Annotated in this window: 22 protein-coding genes and 1 pseudogene; 11 read left to right on the top strand and 12 right to left on the bottom strand. The window is 71.9% G+C overall.

The features are described from left to right. Window positions 1–32: 32 nt before the first annotated feature. Together ACIBAD_RS33875 and hemL are read right to left on the bottom strand one after the other, a co-directional pair. Window positions 33–707, bottom strand: a complete 675-nt coding sequence (locus tag ACIBAD_RS33875; RefSeq protein ID WP_099890064.1) for a histidine phosphatase family protein — start codon at window positions 705–707, stop codon at window positions 33–35. Next, window positions 704–2038 carry a glutamate-1-semialdehyde 2,1-aminomutase gene (gene hemL / locus ACIBAD_RS33870; protein ID WP_134072239.1) on the bottom strand — a complete coding sequence of 445 codons (1335 nt, stop codon included), beginning with the start codon at window positions 2036–2038 and terminating at the stop codon, window positions 704–706. Before hemL ends, ACIBAD_RS33875 begins: the two co-directional genes overlap by 4 nt. Window positions 2039–2343: 305 nt before the next feature. Between hemL and ACIBAD_RS33865 the strand changes: the two genes are divergently transcribed. Continuing rightward, a complete protein-coding gene (locus tag ACIBAD_RS33865) occupies window positions 2344–2781 on the top strand; it encodes a hypothetical protein (protein WP_030161262.1) in 438 nt (145 codons plus the stop codon). 15 nt (window positions 2782–2796) lie between these two features. Here ACIBAD_RS33865 and ACIBAD_RS33860 read toward each other — a convergent pair whose 3' ends face one another. Beyond that, window positions 2797–3885, bottom strand: coding sequence for a serine hydrolase domain-containing protein (locus ACIBAD_RS33860; RefSeq protein ID WP_398910628.1), 1089 nt, complete (start codon window positions 3883–3885; stop codon window positions 2797–2799). Window positions 3886–4197: 312 nt separating this feature from the next. Further along, entirely contained in the window at window positions 4198–5100 is a 903-nt protein-coding gene (locus ACIBAD_RS33855; protein ID WP_398910677.1) for an NADP-dependent oxidoreductase, read from the bottom strand. Window positions 5101–5286: 186 nt separating this feature from the next. Here ACIBAD_RS33855 and ACIBAD_RS33850 point away from each other — a divergent pair, with 186 nt between their 5' ends. Continuing rightward, window positions 5287–5703: a helix-turn-helix domain-containing protein gene (locus ACIBAD_RS33850; RefSeq protein WP_134072241.1), complete on the top strand. Its 417-nt coding sequence runs from the start codon at window positions 5287–5289 to the stop codon at window positions 5701–5703. A 35-nt stretch (window positions 5704–5738) separates the two neighbouring features. Here the strand turns inward: ACIBAD_RS33850 and ACIBAD_RS33845 are convergent, their stop codons facing one another. Next, complete coding sequence (locus ACIBAD_RS33845; RefSeq protein WP_134072244.1) at window positions 5739–6140, bottom strand: hypothetical protein; 402 nt, start codon at window positions 6138–6140, stop codon at window positions 5739–5741. 129 nt (window positions 6141–6269) lie between these two features. Here ACIBAD_RS33845 and ACIBAD_RS33840 point away from each other — a divergent pair, with 129 nt between their 5' ends. After that, window positions 6270–7007 (top strand): Mut7-C RNAse domain-containing protein, encoded by a 738-nt coding sequence (locus tag ACIBAD_RS33840; protein WP_134072246.1) that lies wholly within the window; start codon window positions 6270–6272, stop codon window positions 7005–7007. A 20-nt stretch (window positions 7008–7027) separates the two neighbouring features. On the opposite strand, the gene ACIBAD_RS33835 is transcribed toward ACIBAD_RS33840, so the two are convergent. Then, complete coding sequence (locus tag ACIBAD_RS33835) at window positions 7028–7528, bottom strand: hypothetical protein (RefSeq protein ID WP_134072248.1); 501 nt, start codon at window positions 7526–7528, stop codon at window positions 7028–7030. A 121-nt stretch (window positions 7529–7649) separates the two neighbouring features. Between ACIBAD_RS33835 and ACIBAD_RS33830 the strand changes: the two genes are divergently transcribed. Both ACIBAD_RS33830 and ACIBAD_RS33825 read left to right on the top strand, forming a co-directional pair. Continuing rightward, the gene (locus ACIBAD_RS33830) at window positions 7650–7985 is read left to right on the top strand and encodes a YnfA family protein (protein WP_134072251.1); all 336 of its coding nucleotides are present in this window, start codon (window positions 7650–7652) and stop codon (window positions 7983–7985) included. A gap of 62 nt (window positions 7986–8047) precedes the next feature. Beyond that, window positions 8048–8812, top strand: a complete 765-nt coding sequence (locus tag ACIBAD_RS33825; protein WP_134072253.1) for an SDR family oxidoreductase — start codon at window positions 8048–8050, stop codon at window positions 8810–8812. A 44-nt stretch (window positions 8813–8856) separates the two neighbouring features. Here ACIBAD_RS33825 and ACIBAD_RS33820 read toward each other — a convergent pair whose 3' ends face one another. Together ACIBAD_RS33820 and ACIBAD_RS33815 are read right to left on the bottom strand one after the other, a co-directional pair. Further along, window positions 8857–9924: an MBL fold metallo-hydrolase gene (locus tag ACIBAD_RS33820; protein WP_398910624.1), complete on the bottom strand. Its 1068-nt coding sequence runs from the start codon at window positions 9922–9924 to the stop codon at window positions 8857–8859. A gap of 175 nt (window positions 9925–10099) precedes the next feature. Next, window positions 10100–11293, bottom strand: coding sequence for an RtcB family protein (locus tag ACIBAD_RS33815; RefSeq protein ID WP_398910622.1), 1194 nt, complete (start codon window positions 11291–11293; stop codon window positions 10100–10102). A 172-nt stretch (window positions 11294–11465) separates the two neighbouring features. Between ACIBAD_RS33815 and ACIBAD_RS33810 the strand changes: the two genes are divergently transcribed. From ACIBAD_RS33810 to ACIBAD_RS33800, 3 genes are all read left to right on the top strand, one after another. Next, entirely contained in the window at window positions 11466–12314 is an 849-nt protein-coding gene (locus ACIBAD_RS33810) for a DUF3558 domain-containing protein (RefSeq protein WP_398910620.1), read from the top strand. Window positions 12315–12480: 166 nt separating this feature from the next. Beyond that, window positions 12481–13257: a DUF3558 family protein gene (locus ACIBAD_RS33805; RefSeq protein ID WP_398910618.1), complete on the top strand. Its 777-nt coding sequence runs from the start codon at window positions 12481–12483 to the stop codon at window positions 13255–13257. Between the two features lie 116 nt (window positions 13258–13373). Then, on the top strand, window positions 13374–14906 hold the full coding sequence (locus ACIBAD_RS33800) for a DUF2637 domain-containing protein (RefSeq protein WP_398910616.1): 1533 nt from the start codon (window positions 13374–13376) through the stop codon (window positions 14904–14906). Window positions 14907–15017: 111 nt separating this feature from the next. On the opposite strand, the gene lysS is transcribed toward ACIBAD_RS33800, so the two are convergent. Further along, on the bottom strand, window positions 15018–16754 hold the full coding sequence (gene lysS / locus ACIBAD_RS33795; protein ID WP_134072261.1) for a lysine--tRNA ligase: 1737 nt from the start codon (window positions 16752–16754) through the stop codon (window positions 15018–15020). Window positions 16755–16935: 181 nt separating this feature from the next. On the opposite strand from lysS, the gene argS reads away from it, so the two are divergent. Together argS and ACIBAD_RS33785 are read left to right on the top strand one after the other, a co-directional pair. Next, window positions 16936–18729, top strand: a complete 1794-nt coding sequence (gene argS / locus ACIBAD_RS33790; protein WP_134072263.1) for an arginine--tRNA ligase — start codon at window positions 16936–16938, stop codon at window positions 18727–18729. Window positions 18730–18850: 121 nt separating this feature from the next. Then, window positions 18851–19579, top strand: a complete 729-nt coding sequence (locus ACIBAD_RS33785) for a hypothetical protein (protein ID WP_398910613.1) — start codon at window positions 18851–18853, stop codon at window positions 19577–19579. A 7-nt stretch (window positions 19580–19586) separates the two neighbouring features. Here ACIBAD_RS33785 and ACIBAD_RS33780 read toward each other — a convergent pair whose 3' ends face one another. After that, window positions 19587–19898, bottom strand: coding sequence for a hypothetical protein (locus ACIBAD_RS33780; RefSeq protein WP_134072267.1), 312 nt, complete (start codon window positions 19896–19898; stop codon window positions 19587–19589). Continuing rightward, window positions 19895–21049, bottom strand: coding sequence for a polymorphic toxin type 44 domain-containing protein (locus ACIBAD_RS33775; RefSeq protein ID WP_398910611.1), 1155 nt, complete (start codon window positions 21047–21049; stop codon window positions 19895–19897). The genes ACIBAD_RS33780 and ACIBAD_RS33775 overlap by 4 nt, the downstream gene beginning before the upstream one ends. Window positions 21050–21211: 162 nt before the next feature. Between ACIBAD_RS33775 and ACIBAD_RS33770 the strand changes: the two are divergent. Continuing rightward, window positions 21212–21493: pseudogene (locus tag ACIBAD_RS33770) on the top strand (Scr1 family TA system antitoxin-like transcriptional regulator); the annotation flags it as partial. A gap of 238 nt (window positions 21494–21731) precedes the next feature. Here ACIBAD_RS33770 and ACIBAD_RS33765 read toward each other — a convergent pair. Continuing rightward, window positions 21732–22001 carry a DUF1876 domain-containing protein gene (locus ACIBAD_RS33765; protein ID WP_134072273.1) on the bottom strand — a complete coding sequence of 90 codons (270 nt, stop codon included), beginning with the start codon at window positions 21999–22001 and terminating at the stop codon, window positions 21732–21734. Window positions 22002–22203 lie beyond the last annotated feature (202 nt).

Raw genomic sequence — 22203 nt, 5'->3', positions numbered from 1 at the left:
CGCGGCGATTCCCGTACTACTTGTACGAGTTTTTAGGCGCCGAACGCCTTGGACTTGCCCTTCACCGGCTTCGCCCCCGCGAGCAGGTGCGCCGGGACCAGGTCCCGGGCCGGCTCGCTGTAGCCCACCGACACCAGACGGTCGTCCTCGTACGTGAACGACGTGAGCGAGGCCAGCGTGCACTGCCGGCGCCGCGGGTCGTGCCACAGCCGGCGCTTCTCCGCGAAGCTGCGCACGATCCAGATCGGCAGCTGGTGGCTGACCGCCACCGCCTCGTGGCCGCGCGCCGCGTCGCGCGCCGCCTCGATGGCGCTCGTCATCCGGACGACCTGCTCCACGTACGGCTCGCCCCAGGACGGCTTGAACGGGTTCGTCAGGTGCTTCCAGTTGGCGGGCTTGCGCAGCGCGCCGTCCCCGACGCCGAAGGTCTTTCCCTCGAAGACGTTCTCCGCCTCCAGCAGCCGCGCGTCGCTCGCCACCACCAGGCCGTGGCTCTTGGCGACCGGAGCCGCCGTCTCCTGCGCCCGCTCCAGCGGGGAGGAGACCACGTACGTGATGTCACGGTTCTGCAGGTGGTCGGCGACGCGCTCGGCCATCTCGCGGCCCAGCTCGGAGAGGTGGTAGCCGGCGCGGCGCCCGTACAGGACCCCGTCCGGGTTGTGCACCTCTCCGTGGCGCATCAGGTGGACGACGGTGATCTCGCTCATGCGGTGGCCTCCGGGGTGGCCTGCGCGGCGGCGCGGGCGGCGGCGGGCAGTGCGGCCGCGATCCGCTCGACCGCCTGCTCGTCGTGGGCGGTGGAGACGAACCACGACTCGAAGGCCGAAGGCGGCAGGTAGACGCCCTGCGACAGCATCGAGTGGAAGAAGCCGTTGAAGCGGAAGGACTCCTGCTTCTTGGCGTCGTCGTAGTTCTTGACCTCGTCCTCGGTGAAGAAGACGGAGAACATGTTGGAGGCGGTCTGCAGCCGGTGCGCCACACCCTCCTTGGCGAGCGCGTCCGTGACCAGGCCCTGGATCTGCGCGGAGACCGCGTCGACCTTCTCGTACGCGGCCGCGTCGAGCAGCCGCAGCTGCGCGAGGCCGGCGGCGGTGGCGATCGGGTTTCCGGAGAGCGTGCCCGCCTGGTAGACCGGCCCGGCCGGGGCGAGGTGGCCCATCACGTCGGCGCGGCCGCCGAAGGCCGCGGCCGGGAAGCCGCCGCCCATGACCTTGCCGAAGGTCATCAGGTCGGGCTTGACCCCGTCGACGCCGTACCAGCCGGCGCGGGAGGTGCGGAAACCCGTCATGACCTCGTCGGAGACGTACAGCGCGCCGTTCTCGCGGCACAGGTCCGCGAGGCCCTGGTTGAAGCCGGGCGCCGGGGTCACGACGCCCATGTTGCCGGGCGCGGCCTCGGTGATCACGCAGGCGATCTCGCCGGGGTGCGCGGCGAACGCCGCCCGTACCGCTTCGAGGTCGTTGTACGGCAGCACGATCGTGTCGCCGGCCTGCGCGCCCGTCACGCCGGGGGTGTCCGGCAGCGCGAAGGTCGCGAGCCCGGAACCGGCGGCGGCCAGCAGCGCGTCCACGTGACCGTGGTAGCAGCCGGCGAACTTCACGACCTTGGCCCGGCCCGTGAAGCCGCGCGCCAGCCGGATCGCCGACATGGTCGCCTCGGTGCCCGAGGACACCAGGCGGACCTGCTCGACGGGCGCGATGCGCTCGACGATCTCCTCGGCGAGGGCGACCTCGCCTTCGCCGGGCGTGCCGAAGGAGGTGCCGCGGGCGACGGCGGCCTGGATGGCCTCCACCACGGCCGGGTGGGCGTGGCCGAGAATCATCGGTCCCCACGAGCAGACCAGGTCGACGTACTCGCGCCCGTCGGCATCGGTCAGGTACGGACCGGTACCGGACACCATGAACCTGGGCGTTCCACCCACGGCGCGGAAGGCACGCACCGGAGAGTTCACGCCGCCAGGCGTCACGAGGGACGCGCGGTCAAAGAGAGTCTGCGAGACTTTGGCTTCATACGGGTACGGGTAGCTCACACCAGCCATGGTCTCATCAGGCCGCGACTGACTTGCGGACGGGCGTTTCACCGCGCCGCCCCGGGGGAGGTCACTGCCATGATGATCAGGCTGCGTGGCGGGGGCCGCGGGGCCGGGGCAGGCAAGACCAGTCGGGTGGAGATATGCAACGCGGTGGTGGACCGGGCGAGGGTACGGACGGCCTCGACCCGCAGCGCGCCCGCGAGGCGCGCGAAGCCCGCCGCCGAGGCAAGCACCGGCGCCGGGCCGCGGACGCGGCCGATCCGGTACCGGGCCCGCTGGAATCCCCCGACGGCCTGCCCAAGGGCCGCGGCATGGGCGTGACGTACAAGTACTTCGGCGCGCCCGACGGCGCGACGGCCGCCCGGGTCCCGGTCACGATGCGGCCGGAGGAGCTCGGCGGCGACGAGCTCGGCATGGGCGGCCTCTTCACCAAGATCAAGCCGGAGACGGTGGCCGCGATGGTCCTGACCGGCATCGAGGGCATACCCCTGCACAAGGTGCCCCCGCTGGAGCTGGTCGTGCTCCACCCCGACTACGCGGTCGTCAAGCTCCCGATGACGGTGGTCGACCCGCTGCGCGGCATCGGCGAGGAGTCGGTCGGCGCGGCCGCGTTCATCTGGTCCACGGTCCCGGACCGGGGCGGGCCGCGCGACGCCTTCAACGTCTACCAGCTGCTCCACGAGTGGCAGGACTTCAGCCACCGGCTGCACGAGGCGGGGCACCAGCCGTACTGCCTGGTCTGGCCCTGACCCTCCGCGCACCGCTCATCCCGCGGCCAGGAACTTGTGGGCGAGCTCCCGCAGGGGAGTGATCCGGATGCGCGCGGCGGCGCCGTTGTGGACGGCGTTGGTGACGATGACCACGTACCGGCCGGTGGCGGGGGCGAGGTGGAGACTCGTTCCGGTGAATCCGTGGTGGTAGGCCACCGTCCCGCCGGCGCCGAGGATCCAGCCCAGGCCGCGCTGCAGGCCGGGCTCGATCTCCGCCTGGGGGACGAGGCTCATCCGGAACCACTGGCCGAGGGGGCTCTCGCGCCCGGCGAGCAGGTGCTCGGCGTACGTGGCGAGGTCGGCCGCCGGCGCGAAGACCCCGGCGTGCCCGGCGACGCCGCCCATGATCGCCGCGTTGTCGTCGTGGACGGCGCCCCAGAGCCGGTCGTGGCCTTCCTGCCGCTCGGTCGGCGCGACGCGGGGCTCCTGCCTGACCGGGCCGTACGCGGTGTCGTGCATGCCCAGCTCCGCCCACATGTCGCGGGCGAGGGCGTCCAGCGGCCGGCCGTGGACATGGGCGAGGGCCAGGCCGAGCAGGATGTAGCCGCGGTTGATGTAGCGGTGGACGCCGGGGAGGTTCTCCATGAGCTCGTGGCAGATCAGCTCGTGCAGGGGACGCGCGGTCAGGTCGTAGAGGTCGAAGCGGGTGGCGGCCCGCAGGCCGGAGGTGTGCGAGAGCAGCTGCCGTACGGTCGCCTCCCCGCTCGGCATCGCGCCGTCCATCGGCGGCAGGAACTCCCGTACGGGCGCGTCGAGGTCGAGCAGGCCCGCGTCGAGGGCGCGGCCGACGAGCGGCCAGGTGGCGGTGACCTTCGTCAGGGACGCGATGTCGTAGACGGTGTGCTCGTCGGGCGTGCCGGGGCCGGTGAACGGGGACACGACCCCGGCCGAGAGGACGGCGCGGCCGCCGGCCTCCGTACCGCCGGCACGCCTCGTACCGCAGACGACCACACCCCCCGGTGCGGCGCCGTCGGCGACGATCTCGTGCAGCACGTCGTGCAGTGCGCCGGTCTCGGCGGTCGTGAACGTGGGTACGGGCTGGTCCATCGGGTTCTTCGGGTTCTGCGGGTTCTGCGGGTTCATCTACGCCTCCGGCTCGGTGGATGGTGATCCCGCCACCCAGCGTGGCCATGGCGCCCGGCGAGTGCCCGTAGCCGCGCCGGGGATGATCACAAGCCGGGGTGATCGCGAGCGGCGTCATCCCCGGTCGCACGGCCTGGGCGGCGAACCGCTCGGGAGTGACGGAGCCGGCCGGCCCCTTCGCAGGTCGTACGGGAAGAGCGGCTCGTCGACGGTGACGAAGCCGTTCTTCACCGGGGCCGGCGGGGGGCCGGGGGCGGGTGCCCTCGGGCCCCTCGGGCGCCGGGGGCGGGTGCCCTCGGGCCCCTCGGGCGGTCATCGGGTGGTCGTCAGGACCAGGCGGCCGCGGGTGCCCGGCTCCGCCAGACGGGCGTGCGCCTTCACCGCGTCCGCCAGCGGGATGGCCTCCGAGACCCGCAGGGTCAGGGCGCCCGCGTCCACCAGGGCCACCAGCTCCGCCAGGTGCGCGCCGTCCGCCGCGACCTCCTGCTCCACCACCCGGATACCCCGCTCCGCGGCCGGGCCGGCGTGCGGGCGCAGGCCCACGTAGACCCCGCCGTCGCGGACGAAGCCCAGCGCCTGCTCCCCCAGTACGGCGGCGTCCACGACTCCGTCCACCGGAGCGGCCGGAGCCGAGCCGCGCGGGACGAACGCGGTCGCGCCCAGCGACCGTACGAACTCCTCGTCCGACTCCCCCGCCAGGGCCGTCACCACGAGTCCCGCCCGTACCGCGAGCTGCACCGCGAGCCCGCCGACCACGCCCGCGGCCCCCGTGACCAGTACCGAGGAGCCCGGAGCCAGCCCCAGCAGCCCCACCGCCCGCGCGGCCGTCAGCCCGCTCAGCGGCAGTGCGGCGGCGGCCGCGGCGTCCACGGCGGCCGGAGCGGCCGCCACCGCCGAGGCGTCGAGCACCGCGTACTCCGCGTGCGTGCCCAGCGGCTTGACCGGCCCGTAGTGCAGTCCGACCACCCGCTGCCCCGCCGACCAGCCGGTGACCCCGGCGCCGACCTCGTCGATCTCGCCCGCCACGTCCCAGCCGAGCCCGAGCCGCGTCCCGGCGCCGCCGAAGACGCCGGCGCGGACCGCGCCGTCCACCGGGTTCACCCCGGCCGCAGCGACCCGGATGCGGACCTGGCCGGCGGCCGGCCGCGGGATCGGCACCCGCACGATCTCCACCTGCTCAGGCCCGCCGAAGCCGTTCACGACGGCCGCCTGCATGGTCCGTACGGTCTGCGCGTTCTCGCTCATGATGTCTCCCCGGTTCGGTTGGTTCGGTGCGGCGCGGTGCGGTGCGGTTCGTCCGCTCGTTTCTGCGTTCCGCTGAGCACTAACCTAGGGAGAGGTACTCTCCTTTCGTAAGTACGTACTCGAAGGTGCGTACCCGACCCGGAAGTGGGGCGTCCCATGGCCACCCGTACCGCCGCGACCCGCCGCGAAGAGGCCCGCCACGCCTACGACGCCTTCCTCAAGGAGTGCCCCACCAGCCAGCTCCTGGCCCGCATCAGCGACAAGTGGGTCGGCCTCATCGTCGCGGCGCTCGCCGAAGCCGAGGACAACTCCATGCGCTACAGCGACCTCGGCCGCAAGATCCCCGGCGTCAGCCAGAAGATGCTCACCCAGACCCTGCGCTCCCTCGAACGCGACGGCCTCGTCACCCGCACCGTCACACCCACCGTCCCCGTCCGCGTCGACTACCGCCTCACCGGCCTCGGCAGCAGCCTGGCCTGCCTCCTCACCTCCGTGAAGCAGTGGGCCGAGAACCACTTCGACGCGGTCAACGCCCACCGCGAGCACCACGACAGGACGACGGCGACCCCCTGACCCCCACTCACCCCGCCACCGCGCCCCTCGTCTTCTCAGCCGCGGGGCCGGTCCGTACGGGTGAGCACGCCGCTGAGGCTGGCGGAGAAGGGATCCCGCCGGGTGTGGGGCAGCGGCACCTCGACCAGCTTTCCGTCGTAGAGCATCCACAGCCCGAAGCAGTCGTCGTCCTCGTCGCGCACCATGACCTGGACCGACCACGGGTCGGGCCACGGCAGCGATTCCAGGTGGGCCATCAGCCCCGTCCAGTTGTGGCGGATGAACTGGACGACCCAGGCATAGCAACTCTCGGACCGACCGCGCTGCCCCGCGAACATCCAGTCGTCGACCCGGGTGAAGCACTGGTGCCACTCCCGGTCCTCGTCGGGGCGGGTCAGCGGCTCCATCACCTCCTCCGCCCTCCGTGCCAGCACGATGACTTCTGCGAATCTGCTCATGCCACAAGTATGAAAACCCTCCGGGCCCCCGACGGTCCCGGCCGCGGCCCGCGGTCCCGCCCGCGTCCCCCCGAAATTCCGCTCGTAATTCCGCCGCGGGGTCGCGTCCGGCAGTGGCATGCTGGCCCCGTGAACGGACCAGCCATCACCCTCACCCTCGCCACCGAACTGCACGTGTTCGCCGCACCCGCCCGGCGCGGCACGCGCGTACCGACCACGACCGACGGCGCCTCCAGCCTCGGCCACGTCGTCGAATCGGCCGGCGTCCCGCTCACCGAGGTCGGCCGGCTCCTCGTCGACGGCCACGAGGTGCCCGTCTCGTACGTGCCGCGGGCCGGGCAGCACGTGGAGGTCTTCGGCGTCGAGCGCCCGCAGCAGATCGAGGGCGCCCCGCTGCGCTTCCTGCTCGACGTCCACCTCGGCACGCTCGCCCGCCGCATGCGCCTGCTCGGCGTGGACACCGCGTACGAGAACGAGGACATCGGCGACCCCGCCCTCGCCACCCGCTCCGCCGCCGAGCAGCGCGTCCTGCTCTCCCGCGACCGCGGACTGCTGCGCCGCCGCGAGCTGTTCGCGGGCGCGTACGTCTACAGCGACAACCCCGACGAGCAACTGCGGGACGTCCTCGGCCGGTTCGCGCCCGCCCTCGCCCCGTGGACCCGCTGCACCGCGTGCAACGGGTCGCTCCGCGAGGCCGACAAGGACAGCGTCGGCGACCGCCTCGAAAGCGGGACGCACCGCTCGTACGACGTCTTCGCGCAGTGCACGGCGTGCGAGCGCGTCTACTGGCGCGGCGCCCACCACGCCCGGCTGGAGCGGATCGTCAGCGAAGCGGTCGAGGAGTTCGGCGGCGTGGCCACCCCGTAGGCCCTTCGGGCCGTCGGGCGTCAGAAGGCGTAGGAGTCGCCCGTGTCCAGCGCCAGCACCGCTAGCTGGTTGTTGGACAGGTCGCGGTCGGACGCCCCGCCGTTCCACCACGTGTCGATCCGGACCACCACCTCCGTCACCGGCTGCTTCAGATCCAGCAGCAGCCCGATGTGCCGGCCGCTGCCGTGCAGCGGCAGCGCGCCCGTCTCGCACACCACCTCGCGCAGCCCCGCCCGCGCACAGCCCTGCGCCAGCTCCTGCCGGTCCGCGAGCTCCGCCGACAGCCGCACCCGCAGCGTCGCGTTGGGCAGCGCGGCCGGACCCTCGTTCTGCGGCACCACCCACACCCTCAGCCGCCCCTGCGACAGGAACACCCGCCCGTGGTACGCCACGTCGGCCTCGGGACCGCTGCGGGCGGCTGCGCCCGCCTCCGTCCCCGACATCCCGGAGACCCCGAGCACCAGCAAGCCCGCCACCACCACACTCCGTACGGCACCACGGCGCACCGCCACCACCTCCACGCGCGGAGGCTAGCCAGCACCGCCCCCGCCCGGTCGGACCATCACACGAACGAGGGCGAGCCCTCGCCCAACCGGCGGGCGGCGATCCGGCCACGCGGCCCGCCTGCGTACGCTGCGGGCCATGCTGATCGCCCGCTCCGTCGCCCTGTTCGCACTCGCCGCCGTCCTGGAGATCGGCGGTGCCTGGCTCGTCTGGCAGGGCGTGCGCGAGCACAAGGGCTGGGCCTGGATCGGCGCCGGGGTCATCGCCCTCGGCCTCTACGGCTTCGTCGCCACCCTCCAGCCCCAGGGCGACTTCGCCCGCGTCCTCGCCGCGTACGGCGGGGTCTTCGTCGCCGGCTCCCTCGTGTGGGGCATGGTCGCCGACGGCTACCGCCCCGACCGCTGGGACGTCGTGGGCGCCCTCGTCTGCCTCGCCGGCATGGCGGTGATCATGTACGCCCCGCGCGGCCGCTGAGCCCCGCCTATGCTGGCGGGTATTCGCCCGTACGAACGACCGAACGACTGAGGAGCCCGCACATGAGCACGGCCGCCACCCGGACCGCCGTAGTCACCGGCGCGAGCAGCGGCATCGGCGCGGCCACCGCCCGTCAGCTCGCCGACGCCGGCTACCACGTCGTCCTCACCGCCCGCCGCAAGGACCGCATCGAGGCCCTCGCCGCCGAGCTGACGGCGGCCGGCCACTCGGCCGCCGCCCACGCCCTCGACGTCACCGACCGGCCCGCCGTCGACGCCTTCGCCGCCTCCCTCGACCGCTGCGACGTCCTGGTCAACAACGCCGGCGGCGCCATCGGAGCCGAGCCCGTCGCCACCGGCGACCCCGCCGACTGGCGCACCATGTACGAGGTCAACGTCATCGGCACCCTCAACCTCACCCAGGCCCTCCTCCCCGCCCTCATCGCCTCCGGGGACGGCACGGTCGTGGTCCTGTCCTCCACCGCGGGCCACGCCACGTACGAGGGCGGCGCCGGCTACGTCGCCGCCAAGAACGGCGCCCGCGTCCTGGCCGAGACCCTCCGCCTCGAGATCGTCGGCCAGCCGGTCCGCGTCATCGAGATCGCCCCGGGCATGGTGAAGACCGAGGAGTTCGCGAAGACCCGCTTCCGCGGCGACGCCGAGAAGGCCGAGAAGGTCTACGCGGGCGTCGCGGCCCCCCTGACCGCCGACGACGTGGCCGACACCATCACCTGGGCCGTGACCCGGCCCAGCCACGTCAACATCGACCTCCTGGTGGTCCGCCCCCGCGCCCAGGCCTCGAACACGAAGGTCCACCGCGACCTGTAACCGCCGCCGACCTCCAGCCGCCCCCCGCCCCGTCAATCCCCCGGTCACCCCGCAGAGGGCCTGGCCCCCGGCGGGCGATCGTGGAGCGCGGGGCGGGACCAGGGGGCGTCGGCCTCGGCGGACTCCGGCCGCAGCCCGAGCTCGCGGAGCTGGTTGACCGCCATCATCGCGGTGAACATCACGCTCGGGTTGGCCCCGCCGGCGCCCAGTTCGGCGCAGGCCTCCGCGTACCGGGCGGTGAACTCGCCCGGCCGGACCGGGCCGTCCCCCCCGGCCAGCTCCAGCGCCGCCGCCTGCAGGGCGGCGGCCTGCTCCAGCAGGCCGTCCAGATACGGCACCACGGTCTCGGCGCCACGGCGCACGGCGAAGGTGTGCCCGTCGGTGAGGAACGCGGCTTCCCCCTCCTCGAAGAGGAGGGCGACGGCGCCGAGCACGCTCTGGATCTTGAGCTGGTCGGCGTCGGCCATCGCACCGCAGGCTCCGTTGGCCTCGTCGGACAGGTGGAGGACGCCGCTGTCCCTCAGGTGCACGATCACGTGCCCGGCGCAGTGGCCCTGGCTGCGCAGCACGCGGACCGCGCCGTGGGCGAAGGTCCAGCCGGTGAAGCGCGCCGAGCCGATCCGGATCCGCTCCAGGGGCCGCTCCTCGTAGGTCCGGGTCGTGGCGCCGAAGGGCCGGTACGGCTGGAAGAGCGACACCAGGCGGGGGCCGGCCAGTGCGGGAGGGGGCAGTGGCGCGGCCCCGGCGATGCGCTCGAAGGACCGCACCCAGTACGAGTCCGGGTCCCGCATCTGGTCGAGGTCGGGGGCGGGTACGCAGTGCTCGACCGGCACGCCCAGCTCGTCGGCCAGGTCGTTGTTGGCGACGTGGTCGGGGTGGCCGTGCGTGGTCAGGAACAGCGCGCGGGACCAGGGACCGACCCGGTCCATCGCCTCCCGCAGGGCCGCGCGGAAGGCCGCGGTGACGCCGGTGTCCACGACCACCAGGGTGTCGCCGGCCCGGTGGACCAGGGCGTTGCCGACGTCCGGCTGACCTCGCTCGACGTCCAGTTCCTGGCCGAGGACCAGCACGGTCCGGTCGTCGATCCCGATCAGCTCACCGAGCGCGGCCATGGATCCTCCCGAGGTCCCGTCGGGCCCTGCCCGCCGCGAGTCCCCCTCACGCCGAGCGTACGCCGCACCCGCCCCCCTGTCCCCGGGAGCCCTCCGGCGGGCAGGGGGCACACGGAGGGGCCCGGACCGAGTTCGGTCCGGGCCCCTCCATTCCCCCGACACCTGCACCCAGGGTTCAGCCCTTGATGCAGATGACCTGCTTGAGCTTGGCCACGACCTGGACGAGGTCCGTCTGCTGGTCGATGACCTGCTCGATCGACTTGTACGCGCCCGGGATCTCGTCGACCACGCCCGAGTCCTTGCGGCACTCGACGCCCTTGGTCTGATCCGCCAGGTCGCGCGCCGAGAAGCGCTTCTTCGCTGCCGTCCGGCTCATCTTCCGGCCCGCGCCGTGCGAGGCCGAGTTGAACGACTTCTCGTTGCCGAGGCCCTTCACGATGTACGAGCCCGTCCCCATGGAACCCGGGATGATCCCGTAGTCGCCGCTGCCGGCGCGGATCGCGCCCTTGCGGGTGACCAGCAGGTCCATGCCCTCGTACCGCTCCTCCGCCACGTAGTTGTGGTGGCAGCTGATCTCTTGGTCGAAGGAGACCTTCGCCTTCCGGAACTCGCGGCGGATGACCTCCTTGAACAGGCTCATCATCACGGCGCGGTTGTACTTGGCGTACTCCTGGGCCCAGAAGAGGTCGTTGCGGTACGCCTCCATCTCGGGCGTCGCCGCGAGGAAGACCGCGAGGTCCCGGTCGACCAGGTTCTGGTTGTGCGAGAGCCCGCGGGCCACGTTGATGTGGAAGTCGGCCAGCTCGTTGCCGATGTTCCGCGAGCCCGAGTGCAGCATGAGCCACACCGAACCGGATTCATCGATGCAGACTTCACAAAAGTGATTGCCTTGGCCAAGGCTTCCCATTTGTCGCATCGCCCGGTCCCGCCGGAACTTCACCGCATCCGCGATGTAGTCGAACCGCTCCCACAGCCCCCCGTACCCCTTCACCGGGAAGCCGTACAGCCGGTCCGGGTCCACCGGGTCACGGTGCATGCCCGCGCCCACCGGGATGGCGCGCTCGATCTTCGAGCGGAGGGGGGACAGGTCCCCCGGGAGGTCGTTCGCCGTCAGAGAGGTCTTGACCGCCGACATGCCGCAGCCGATGTCCACCCCCACCGCCGCCGGGCACACCGCGTCCTTCATCGCGATCACCGAGCCGACCGTGGCGCCCTTGCCGTAGTGGACGTCCGGCATGACCGCCAGGCCCTTGATCCAGGGAAGGCCGGAGACGTTGTGCAGCTGCTGCATCGCGCTCGCCTCGACCGACGCGGGGTCGGCCCACATCCGGATCGGGACCTTCGCTCCCGGCACCTCTACATACGACATACGACTTGAATCCCCCGAATAAGCAAAAACCTCGCTCTTGGTCCCAAACCAGACAGGGGACCGGCGCCGGCACCAGCGTGTGCGATAGACATTGTGTTCATCCGCGTCCAAAGCGCGGCAACGCATTTTCCTGACCGCCGGGACGCCGGCCGGTCGAAGGGAGCCAGTGGACGTGCAGCGCAAGGCGGTACGGCAACGACGGCGGGTCCTGCCGGGCATCGCGATGCTCACCGCACTCACGGCCGGCCTGACCGGCCTGACCGGGTGCACCAGCGGCAGCGGCGACGGGTCCGACACCGACTCCAAGGCGGGCGACAGCAGCCCCGCGCCCGCGCCGGCCGGCAAGTACCGCAGCCTGCCCGCGCCCTGCAAGGCCGCCGACGGCAAGCGCCTCAAGGCCATGCTCCCGACCGGGGACAGCCTCACCGACGAGCAGCGCGCCCAGCTGTACGCGGGGGTCGCGGACACCTCCTACGACGGCGACCGGCACGTCGGCTGCCGCTGGACGGCGCAGACGCCCGAGGAGACCCGGCTGCTGTCGGTGGGCTTCGAGCGCGTGGTCTCGTACGACCGGACGCTCACCAGCGACGACGACAAGGCGCACCAGGTGTATGTGCGCCGGCTGACGGACGCGCACCTGCCGTTCCCCGGTCCCACCACGAGCCCCACGCCGAGTACGGCTGCGAGCTCCGGCGCCCCCGTCGCCAGCACTCCCCCGCCGCCCGCCGGGCAGTCGCCCTCCCCCGGGGCCGGGAGTCCTTCCGCGCCGCCGCCCGAGCTCGGGTCCCGCGTGCTCGAAGGGCTCGGGACCGAGGCGTACATCGAGGACAAACTGAGCGCGGCCGGTGCGAGCGCGGCGCAGGCACGGACCGTGCGGATTGTGTTCCGCACCTCGAACGTCATCGTCACGGTCGAGTACAGCGTGCAGCCCGCGCTGCCCGGGACGGTGCCGTCGAGCCCCGAAACCCAGGACAAGGCACGGCAGTTGACCCAGGCCCTCGTCGAGCGTTTCAACGAGTGAGAGGGGGCGCGCGGGGCTCGGCGTGACGGCGCGCACAGCAGGCGCGCGCCGGGTCGGGCTACCGTTGTTCGGGCCCCGCGCCCGCCCGCCGAACCCGAACCGAGCCCGAACCGAGCCCGCACCGCGTCCACAGAACGCGCCCCACAACGTACTGACTGAAGGAACCATGCACCGATCTGCCTCGCGCCTCACTCGCGTTCTCGCCTGCGCAGCCGTCCCGGTGATCCTCACCGTCGCCGGCTGCTCGTCCGACTCGGGCAAGGACTCCGCTTCGGGCGGCGACAAGAAGCCCGGCGCGTCCTCCTCCGCCAAGCCGAGCGGCAAGGCCTCGGCCGCGCTGGAGAAGGCGGCGTTCGCGACGCTGCCCGACCCGTGCAAGTCGATCCAGGCGAAGACCGTCGACACCCTCGTCCCGGAGGCGAAGGACAAGAACGGCACCGCCACCAAGTCGAACGACCTGGCCTCCCGCGCCAGCTGCTCCTGGAACGGCCTGGACGAGGACGGGCTGAAGGGCTCGCAGTACCGCTGGCTGTCGATCTCCCTGGTCCGCTACGAGTCGCACTCCTCGCTCGGCGGTGCGAACAAGCGCGCCGAGGACCAGTTCAACAAGCAGGTCGCGACCGCGAAGGCGGCCGAGGGCGCGCAGAACGTGAAGGTCGAGCAGGCGGGCGGGATCGGCGACCAGGCGTCGTCGGTCGTGTACGGCGTGAAGAAGGACGTGGACTTCTTCAACACGACGATCGTGGCGCGCTCGCAGAACGTGGTGATCACGCTCGACTACAACGGTGCGGCGTACGAGGGCGCCGGCGCTCCGGATCAGGCCAAGCTGCTGGAGAACGCGATCGCCGCGGCGAAGGAGACGGTGGCCTCGGTCGCGGCCGCCAACCAGCAGCAGCAGCCCTCGCAGCAGCCTGAACAGCAGGCTTCTCCCTCCGCGCAGTAGGCGCAGGCGGGTCCGGGCGGCGTGGCGGGCGCTTAACAGGAGGCTGACATTCAGTCACCTGTGCGGTCACCCGTACGCTGTGCCTGCCGTAGCTCGACAAGGGGAGGGGATCGCGGGTGGCCGCGATGCAGCTGACTCGTACGCACCGGATACTCATCGGCGTCGTGGTCGCAGGAGCCGTGGTCATCGCGGGGATCGGTTTCGCCGGTTCGTACGCCGCGGTGCGCGCGCTCGCCCTGCAGAAGGGTTTCGGGAACTTCTCGCTGGTGTTCCCGATCGGCATCGACATGGGCATCTGCGTACTGCTGGCGCTGGACCTGCTCCTGACGTGGATCCGGATCCCGTTCCCGCTGCTGCGCCAGACGGCGTGGCTGCTGACCGCGGCGACGATCGCGTTCAACGGGGCTGCGGCGTGGCCGGACCCGCTGGGCGTGGGCATGCACGCCGTGATCCCGATCCTGTTCGTGGTCACGGTGGAGGCGGCCCGGCACGCGGTGGGCCGGATCGCGGACATCACCGCGGACCGGCACATGGAGGGCGTCCGCATCACGCGGTGGCTGCTCTCCCCCCTCCCGACGTTCAAGCTGTGGCGCCGGATGAAGCTGTGGGAGCTGCGCTCCTACGAGCAGGCCGTCGGCATGGAGCAGGACCGGCTGATATACCAGGCGCGGCTTCAGGCCCGGTACGGGCGCGCATGGCGCCGCAAGGCCCCGGTGGAGGCCCTGATGCCGCTCCGCCTCGCCCGCATCGGCGTTCCGCTGTCCCAGACGGCCCCGGAGGGCCTGGCGGCGGCGGGCATCGACCCGATCCTGCTGCCTCCGGCGGCCGCGGCCATCGCGACGGGTGCGGCGGTGTCGGCGCCGCCCGCTCCGGCCCTGGAGGCGGGCCGGGACGCGCAAGCCGCCGGCCTTCCGGGCCAGGCGGGTCGGCCGGGCGTGGCCGGGGCGGCCGCGGGCATCCCCGGACAGCCGGGCGCAGCGGGCCAGCCCGGCCTGGCCGGAGCGGCCGCGGGCATCCCGGGACAGCCGGGTCTGCCGGGTCTGCCGGGTCTGCCCGGTGGAGCCGGGGGGCCGGCGGGGCAGGGCGCGCCGCAAGCGGCGGCCGCCGCGTACGCCGCCGGCGCGGAGCCCCACGTTCGGGACGGGGAAGCCAGGGGCGCAGCCCCCCAGGGCCACACCCCGCCGCCCTTCGCGGTCGACCCGACGGCCATGCCCGCCGCACACGACAGCGCCTGGTTCGCCGCGCCCCTGGCCCCGCAGGCCGCGTACGAGGGCGGGTACAACCCCCAGTACGTCGAGGGCCTGGAGCCGACCCCGGTCATGCCCCCGACCGGCCCGGACGAGGAGGTTCCGCAGCAGGGGCAGCTCCCCGTACCGCCGGCGACCGCCGAAGGCGCCGAGGCCGATGCCGACGCCAAGGCCGACGCCGAGGCCGGCTTCGACCAGGCCAAGTTCAACGAGGCGGCCTACGAGGTGTTCCGGTCGTACCTCGACGAGCACTCGGACTTCCCGACCCCGGAGCAGGTGGACATACACCTCTCGGACCGCCACGGGATCGACCACCCGCGCAGTTCCTCGATGATCCGCAAGCTGATGCCGGGCCTGAAGCTGCGCTACCAGCGCGAGCTGGAGAGCGAGCACATCGCCTAGCGGACACCGCCCGAGGCAGCGCACGGCAGGCAGCGCGAGGGACGCAGCAAGCGGAAGGGCCCGCACCCCGAGGGGTGCGGGCCCTTCCGCGTACCTGCGGAGCGGAACGGCTCAGGCGGCCAGCAGCTTGCGCACCCGCTCCGCCCCCACCGCCAGCAGCAGGGTGGGCAGGCGCGGACCGGTCTCCCGGGTCACGAGCAGCCGGTACAGCAGCGCGAAGAACGTGCGCTGCGCGACCTTCAGCTCCGGCGTCGGCTTCGCGTCCGGCTCCAGCCCCGCCATCACCTTCGGCACGCCGTACACGAGCGTGGTCAGCCCGTCGAGCGACCAGTGCGAGTCGAGCCCGTCCAGCAGCAGCCGCAGCGACTCGCGGCCCTCGGCGTCCAGGGACGCCAGCAGCTCGGTGTCGGCGTCCTCGCGCACCAGCGTCCGCTGGTCGGCCGGGACCTGGGTGGTGATCCAGTTCTCGGCGCGGTCCAGCCGCGGCCGTACCTCGTCCAGGGAGGTCAGCGGCTGCGACGGGTCCAGGTCGGCCAGGATCCGCAGGGTCTGCTCGTCGTGCCCGGCGGTGATGTCCGCGACCGACGCGAGCGTGCGGTAGGGCAGCGGCCGCGGGGTGCGCGGCAGCTCGTGCGAGGCGACGCGCACGGCACGGGTGTGCGCCGCGGCGTCGGCCGGCAGCACGGAGCCGTCGGCGACCTTGGACTCCAGCTTGTCCCACTCGTCGTAGAGCCGCTGGATCTCCTGGTCGAAGGCGATCTTGAAGGACTGGTTGGGGCGGCGGCGCGCGTACAGCCAGCGCAGCAGCTGCGGCTCCATGATCTTCAGCGCGTCGGCCGGGGTGGGGACCCCGCCCTTGCTGGACGACATCTTGGCCATGCCGCTGATGCCGACGAACGCGTACATGGGTCCGATCGGCTGCTCGCCGCCGAAGATGTGCACGATCTGGCCGCCGACCTGGAAGGACGAGCCGGGCGAGGAGTGGTCGACGCCCGAGGGCTCGAAGATCACGCCCTCGAAGGCCCAGCGCATCGGCCAGTCGACCTTCCAGACCAGCTTGCCGCGGTTGAACTCGCTGAGCTTGACCGTCTCGGTGTACTCGTCCTCGGTGCAGACGTACGTCATCTCGGTCGTCTCGTCGTTGTACGAGGTGACCTTGGTGAAGTCCTTGCCGCACCGGCCGCAGTACGGCTTGTACGGGAAGTACCCGCTCTCGCCGGCGCTGCCGTCGTCCTCGGCGGCCGCGCCCGAGCCCTCGGCGGCCTCCAGCTCGGCCTCGTCGACCTGCTTCTGCTGGGGCTTCTTGCCGCCCGGCTTCTGCTTGGTGCGGTACTGGGCGAGCACCGCGTCGATGTCGCCGCGGTGCTTCATCGCGAACAGGACCTGCTCGCGGTACGCGCCGGAGGTGTACTGCTCGGTCTGGCTGATCGGGTCGTACTCGACGCCCATCTCGGCCAGGGCCTCGACGAAGGCGGCCTTGAAGTGCTCGGCCCAGTTCGGGTACGCGGAACCGGCCGGGGCGGGCACGGACGTCAGCGGCTTGCCGATGTGCTGCGCCCAGGACTCGTCGATGCCGGGGACGCCGGCCGGGACCTTGCGGTAGCGGTCGTAGTCGTCCCAGGAGATGAGGTGGCGGACCTCGATGCCGCGGCGGCGGATCTCGTCGGCGACCAGGTGCGGGGTCATGACCTCGCGGAGGTTGCCCAGGTGGATCGGGCCGGAGGGGGAGAGTCCGGACGCGACGACGACGGCTTTACCCGGGGCTCGGCGCTCCGCCTCGGCGATGACCTCGTCCGCGAAACGGGAGACCCAGTCGGTCTCGGTGCTGCTCTGGGCGCTCTGAGCCACGACACGTCCTTCTATCTCGAATGCTGGCTGTCAGCCATTCTCCCAGACGGAGCGGGACACTCCGGGGTTGCCCGCGGGCCCCCTTCATCTCGGGAAACGAGACGGCCCCACGTGGGATACTCGGGGCTTGTCGGAACAACCAAGTGCACCCTCAGGCACGACCTCACAGGAACGGCAGCTCATGGCCTCGGTCCCTTCCCTCGCTTCTTCCGTCAATCAGCGCGTCGCGGACGCCCTCGCCTCGGCCCTGCCGGAGGCCGGTGGCGCCGACCCGCTGCTGCGACGAAGCGACCGGGCCGACTTCCAGGCCAACGGCATCCTGGCGCTCGCGAAGAAGGCCAAGGCCAATCCGCGCGAGCTGGCGACGACCGTGGTCGGGTCCATCCCCACCGGTGACCTGATCAAGGACATCGAGGTCTCGGGCCCCGGCTTCCTCAACATCACCGTCTCCGACCGGGCGATCATCGAGACGCTCGCCGCCCGCGCCGGCGACGACCGCCTCGGCGTCCCGTACGCCGCGGACGCGGGCACGACGGTCATCGACTACGCGCAGCCGAACGTCGCGAAGGAGATGCACGTCGGCCACCTGCGGTCCGCCGTGATCGGCGCCGCGATGGTCGAGATCCTGGAGTTCACGGGCGAGAAGGTGGTCCGGCGCCACCACATCGGCGACTGGGGCACCCAGTTCGGCATGCTCATCCAGTACCTGATCGAGCACCCGCACGAGCTGGACCACAAGTCGGCGGACGCGGACGCGGACATCGAGGCCTCCGGCGAGGAGGCCATGTCCAACCTCAACCGCCTCTACAAGGCCTCGCGCGCGCTGTTCGACTCGGACGAGGAGTTCAAGACGCGTGCCCGGGCCCGCGTGGTCGACCTGCAGGCGGGCGACGAGCAGACCCTCGCGATGTGGCAGCGGTTCGTCGACGAGTCGAAGATCTACTTCTACTCCGTCTTCGACAAGCTGGACATGGACATCCAGGACCCGGACGTCGTCGGCGAGTCCGGCTACAACGACATGCTGGTCGAGACGTGCGAGCTGCTGGAGGCGTCGGGCGTCGCCGTCCGCTCCAACGGCGCGCTGTGCGTGTTCTTCGACGAGTACAAGGGCCCGGACGGCAACCCGACCCCGCTGATCGTCCAGAAGTCGGACGGCGGCTTCGGCTACGCCGCGACCGACCTGTCGGCGATCCGGGACCGCGTGGGCAACCTGAAGGCGGACACCCTCATCTACGTGGTCGACGCCCGCCAGTCGCTGCACTTCAAGATGGTCTTCGAGACGGCCCGCCGCGCGGGCTGGCTGAACGACGAGGTCAAGGCCGTGCAGCTGGCCTTCGGCACGGTACTCGGCAAGGACGGCAAGCCGTTCAAGACCCGTGAGGGCGAGACGGTCCGGCTGGTCGACCTGCTCGACGAGGCGGTGGACCGGGCCACGGCGGTCGTCCGCGAGAAGGCGGAGAAGGTCGGCCTGTCGGAGGAGGAGATCGTCGAGAACGGCCGGTACGTCGGCATCGGCGCGGTCAAGTACGCGGACCTCTCCACCTCCCCCTCGCGCGACTACAAGTTCGACCTGGACCAGATGGTCTCGCTGAACGGCGACACGTCCGTGTACCTCCAGTACGCGTACGCCCGGATCAAGTCGATCCTGCGCAAGGCGGCCGAGGCGGGCGAGCGCACCCCGCTGGCGCACCCGGAGCTGGAGCTGGCCCCGGCCGAGCGCGCGCTGGGCCTGCACCTGGACGGCTTCGGCGAGCTGATCGCCGAGGCGGCCGCGGAGCACGCCCCGCACAAGCTGGCCGCGTACCTCTACCAGCTGTCCTCCCTGTTCACGACGTTCTACGACCAGTGCCCCGTCATCAAGCCGGAGCCGGAGCTCGTCGTCGGCGAGAACCGCCTGTTCCTGTGCGACCTGACCGCCCGCACGCTCACGAAGGGCATGTCCCTGCTGGGCATCCGCACGCCCGAGCGCCTCTGACCCTGTTCGCGGGGCGCACTGCTCCGTACGATCGGCCTTCCCGTACTGACGGCAGGGGAGGCCGATCGTGAACGGATCACAGGGTGGGCACGGTTTACCACTGGCGCGCGCCGCGCTGAGAGTGCTGACCGGCGCCGGTGGCGGCACGCAGGCGCAGTCCGCCCTCCAGGCGCGGATACGGGTCCACGTGGAGGACAGGCTGCGCAGCGGCGCGCTGGGCACCGCGGTGCTGACGAAGCTCCGCGACGAGCCGGGTGACGCCTCCACCGCCATCGCCGTACCGGTGGTCGCGGACGAGATCTCCCGCGACCCGGCGTTCGGGGACACCCTGAACGACCTGCTGGAGCAGCTGCTGGGCGGAGCGGCGGCCGTGGCGGCGTACGGAGTGCCGCCCGCCGCAAGCACCGCGGGATCCACCGCCACGACGGGTTCGATCGGCCTGGGCTCGGTGACGGCGAACCAGATCCCCTTCCAGGGGCCCCCGGCCCCGCCCTGGGGACCACCGGCACCCGTGGCCCCCACGGCGCCCCAGGTGGTGGTGATCCCGCCGATGCCCGCGTACCGGCCCTACCGTTCGAGCGCGTGGCTGGTCTTCATGCTCGGGCTGCCCCAGTTCACGGTCTTCCTGCTCCTCGCCTGGCTCGTGGTCATGCTCGATCTCCCGGTGTCGCTCACCATCGCGCTCGCCATGGGGGTCGTCTCGCTGCTCATGGCCCTCTTCGGCCTCGTCCGCGGCCTGTTCCTGTTCCGTGGCCCGTCCAGCGTGCTGGTCTACGCGGGCACGGCACTGAACCTCCTGGTCGTGGCCCTGCTGATCGGTGGCAGCCGGTACGTCGGCCTCTCCTTTTGATCAGGCTCTAGCAGCGGTAGCCGTCGGGGACCTGGAGGAGGGCCACGAAGACCCAGACCATGACCGCCGCGCCGGCCAGGCCGCCGATGAGGGCGGCGGCCAGGTTCCAGCGGCCGACGTACGCGACGAGCACGCCCCACCAGGCCGTCGCGAGGAGGGCGAGCAGCGCCCCGTAGAAGAGCAGGGCGAGGCCGTTGGCGGCCCCGTTCACCCCGACGTCGCAGGCCCGCCAGGCGGCACCCAGCAACACCGCCCCGAGCACGCCCGTCCCCACCCCGGCCAGCGGGGCGACCACACAGCCCAGCTGCCCGCGCGTCACGGGGTGCTCCTGATCTGCGGGACGTCCTTGCCCTCCCGCTTCGCCTGCTCCATCCGGTCCATGGCGTCCTCGATCCCCTGCTTGAGCTGGTCTTCCGTCATGTCCTTGCCGTACTTGTCGTACAGGTCCATTCCGATCCTCATGGTGATCTGATCGCCCTCGTCGTCGTCACCCGTCAGCAGCGTCTCCCCCAGCGAGGCGCCCTTGATGAGGGTGTCCGGGTCGAATCCGGCGGCCCGGCCGATGTACCCGTAGTGGATGTTGGAGTAGATGTCGTAGAACACCTCCCGGTTCTGGCCCGGCTGCTTGAAGAAGTAGTCGTTCTTCGTCTGGAGGTCGAAGTGCTGCTGGAGCTGGGGCTTGTGGTCCCAGTCCTGGCCGGGCGCCACCTTCAGGCCCCACATCACGAGCGCCGCGTTGATGTCGCCGCCGTAGTCGCGCCCGAAGTCGTACCAGTGCGGCTCGCGCAGCAGGGTCTGAAGCTGGTGGACGGTGTCGGAGTCCACGTTCCGCTTCATCTCGTCGAAGATCCACTTCTCGGCCTCGGTGAACTTCTGCTCGCTGCGCGCCGATCCGGTCGGCGGGATCACCGGCTTGGCGGTGGCGTTGAAGCCGCCCATGGTGCCGTCGAAGGGGTTGGAGTCGACCACCACGGCCTGGAGCGCCTGCCTGATGGCCTTGTCGAACTCGTCCACCGCGCGCACCGCCTCCGCGATGTGCGCGGTCCACGAGTCCTCGGCCTCCCGCATCCCGGGGTCGCGGCGCAGGACGCGCGCCTGGGCGGGGTCCTCGACCCGGGTGAAGTCGAAGCTGGCCCGGCCCGCCGTGGACACCGCCATACCGGCGTCGACGGCGTCCTTGCGGGCCGACTCCACCTTCTTCTTCAGGTCCACGAAACCGGCGTGGGCGTCGCGCAGGAGCGCGGCGACCGCCTTCGCCTCGGTCTGGGCGGCGGCGTACTCGCGCCGGGTGGTGGCGAAGTTGTTCTGCGCGACCCCGGCGCTGAGACCGAGCCAGTTCTGGCCGACGGACGGGCCCATGGTGACCTTCTGGACGCTCGCGGCGTACCGGTCCTCGACCTTCTTCAGTTCACCGGCCATCGCGTCCCACGCGCTCGCCGCCGTGGCGAGCAGGCCGAAGTTCGTGGTCATCACTTCCTGGTACGTGAGCACATTTCCCCCAACTGTGCATGTCAGCAAGGTGAGTTCGAAACTCGCACCACACCACCTTGCCAGGCATGCACCGGCTCACGCCCCAGAGATCGGCAACCCGCCTCGCCGACGAGCAGGCCCCGGCCGCCGTCCCGGGACCAGATGCCGGCGGTGGACGCCGTCGGTGGACGCCGTCGGTGGACGCCGTCGGTGGACGTGACCCCGCCGTGGGCGGAGGAGTACATGGACCACGAGCGGGAGGCCGCTGCGATTTCCGGTTCGACACCCGGTCGGGTCGTACGGGGCCTCCTGCAGTCGGAGGCGTACGTCCGCGCGCTCTTCGGGTGCCGCATGCCGTACCCGGGCTCGTCGCCGAGGAGATCGAGGTGCAGGCCGCCCGCCGTACGGAGCGCCGGGAGAGCCCAGCGGCAGCGTCAGCGAAGGCGGCCGGCGCCTGGACCTGGCGCGCCCGGTCCCCCGACCCTCAGCTTCGTCGTCCGGGAGCGAGGTCGCGGTCGGACGGCGCAAGTCGAGCTACAGCGGCGACGGGGGCGGCGCCTGCGCGGAGGTGGCCGCTCTGGCCCTGCGAGGGGCCGTGAGGGACTCGAAAGTCCCTCACGGCCCCTCGCTCGCTCTCCCTCGCTCTTTCTCCCAGCGTGGTCCCACCTCGCTCAGTGGGTCACTAGCTGATCGGGTAGGAGTGTCGGCCCGTCGCCTCGTCGATCTCCGAGTGGGCCTTCTGCAACATCTGGGACGCGAGATCCATCAGCGCGCGAGCGCCGGCGATCTCTTCCCCGACCCGCAGCTGCTCCGGGTCGGAGGGGTGGCGCATGGCGTAGCCACGCGCCCTGATCTCGGAGCCGTCACCGAGCCTGACCATGGCCGCCGCGCTGGTGCGGTGGCCTTCCTCGGTGAATTCGAGCTCCACGTGCCACCCGACGAGTGTGGGCATGGTGCATCACCTCCAGGGGGTCACCCTGCCTCCAGGGTGCGCCTGGGGCACCAGGAACGCGAGCGGGGGCGAGGAGGTCGGGATCCCGGCCGGTCGGGGTCGGTGGTGTGTCCGGGGGCGTCCCGTCAGTCCACTGTCCTTCCGTGTCGGGTCGGTCCGTCAAGGGCGCTCCCTGCGGTCGCGTCGCTTCGCGATGGCCTTC

Origin of the sequence: Streptomyces sp. NPDC051109, assembly GCF_044455885.1 — a bacterium.
GTDB lineage: Bacteria > Actinomycetota > Actinomycetes > Streptomycetales > Streptomycetaceae > Streptomyces.
The sequence above is the reverse complement of the archived record's forward strand: the minus strand, read 5'-3'. Positions and strand labels throughout refer to the sequence as shown.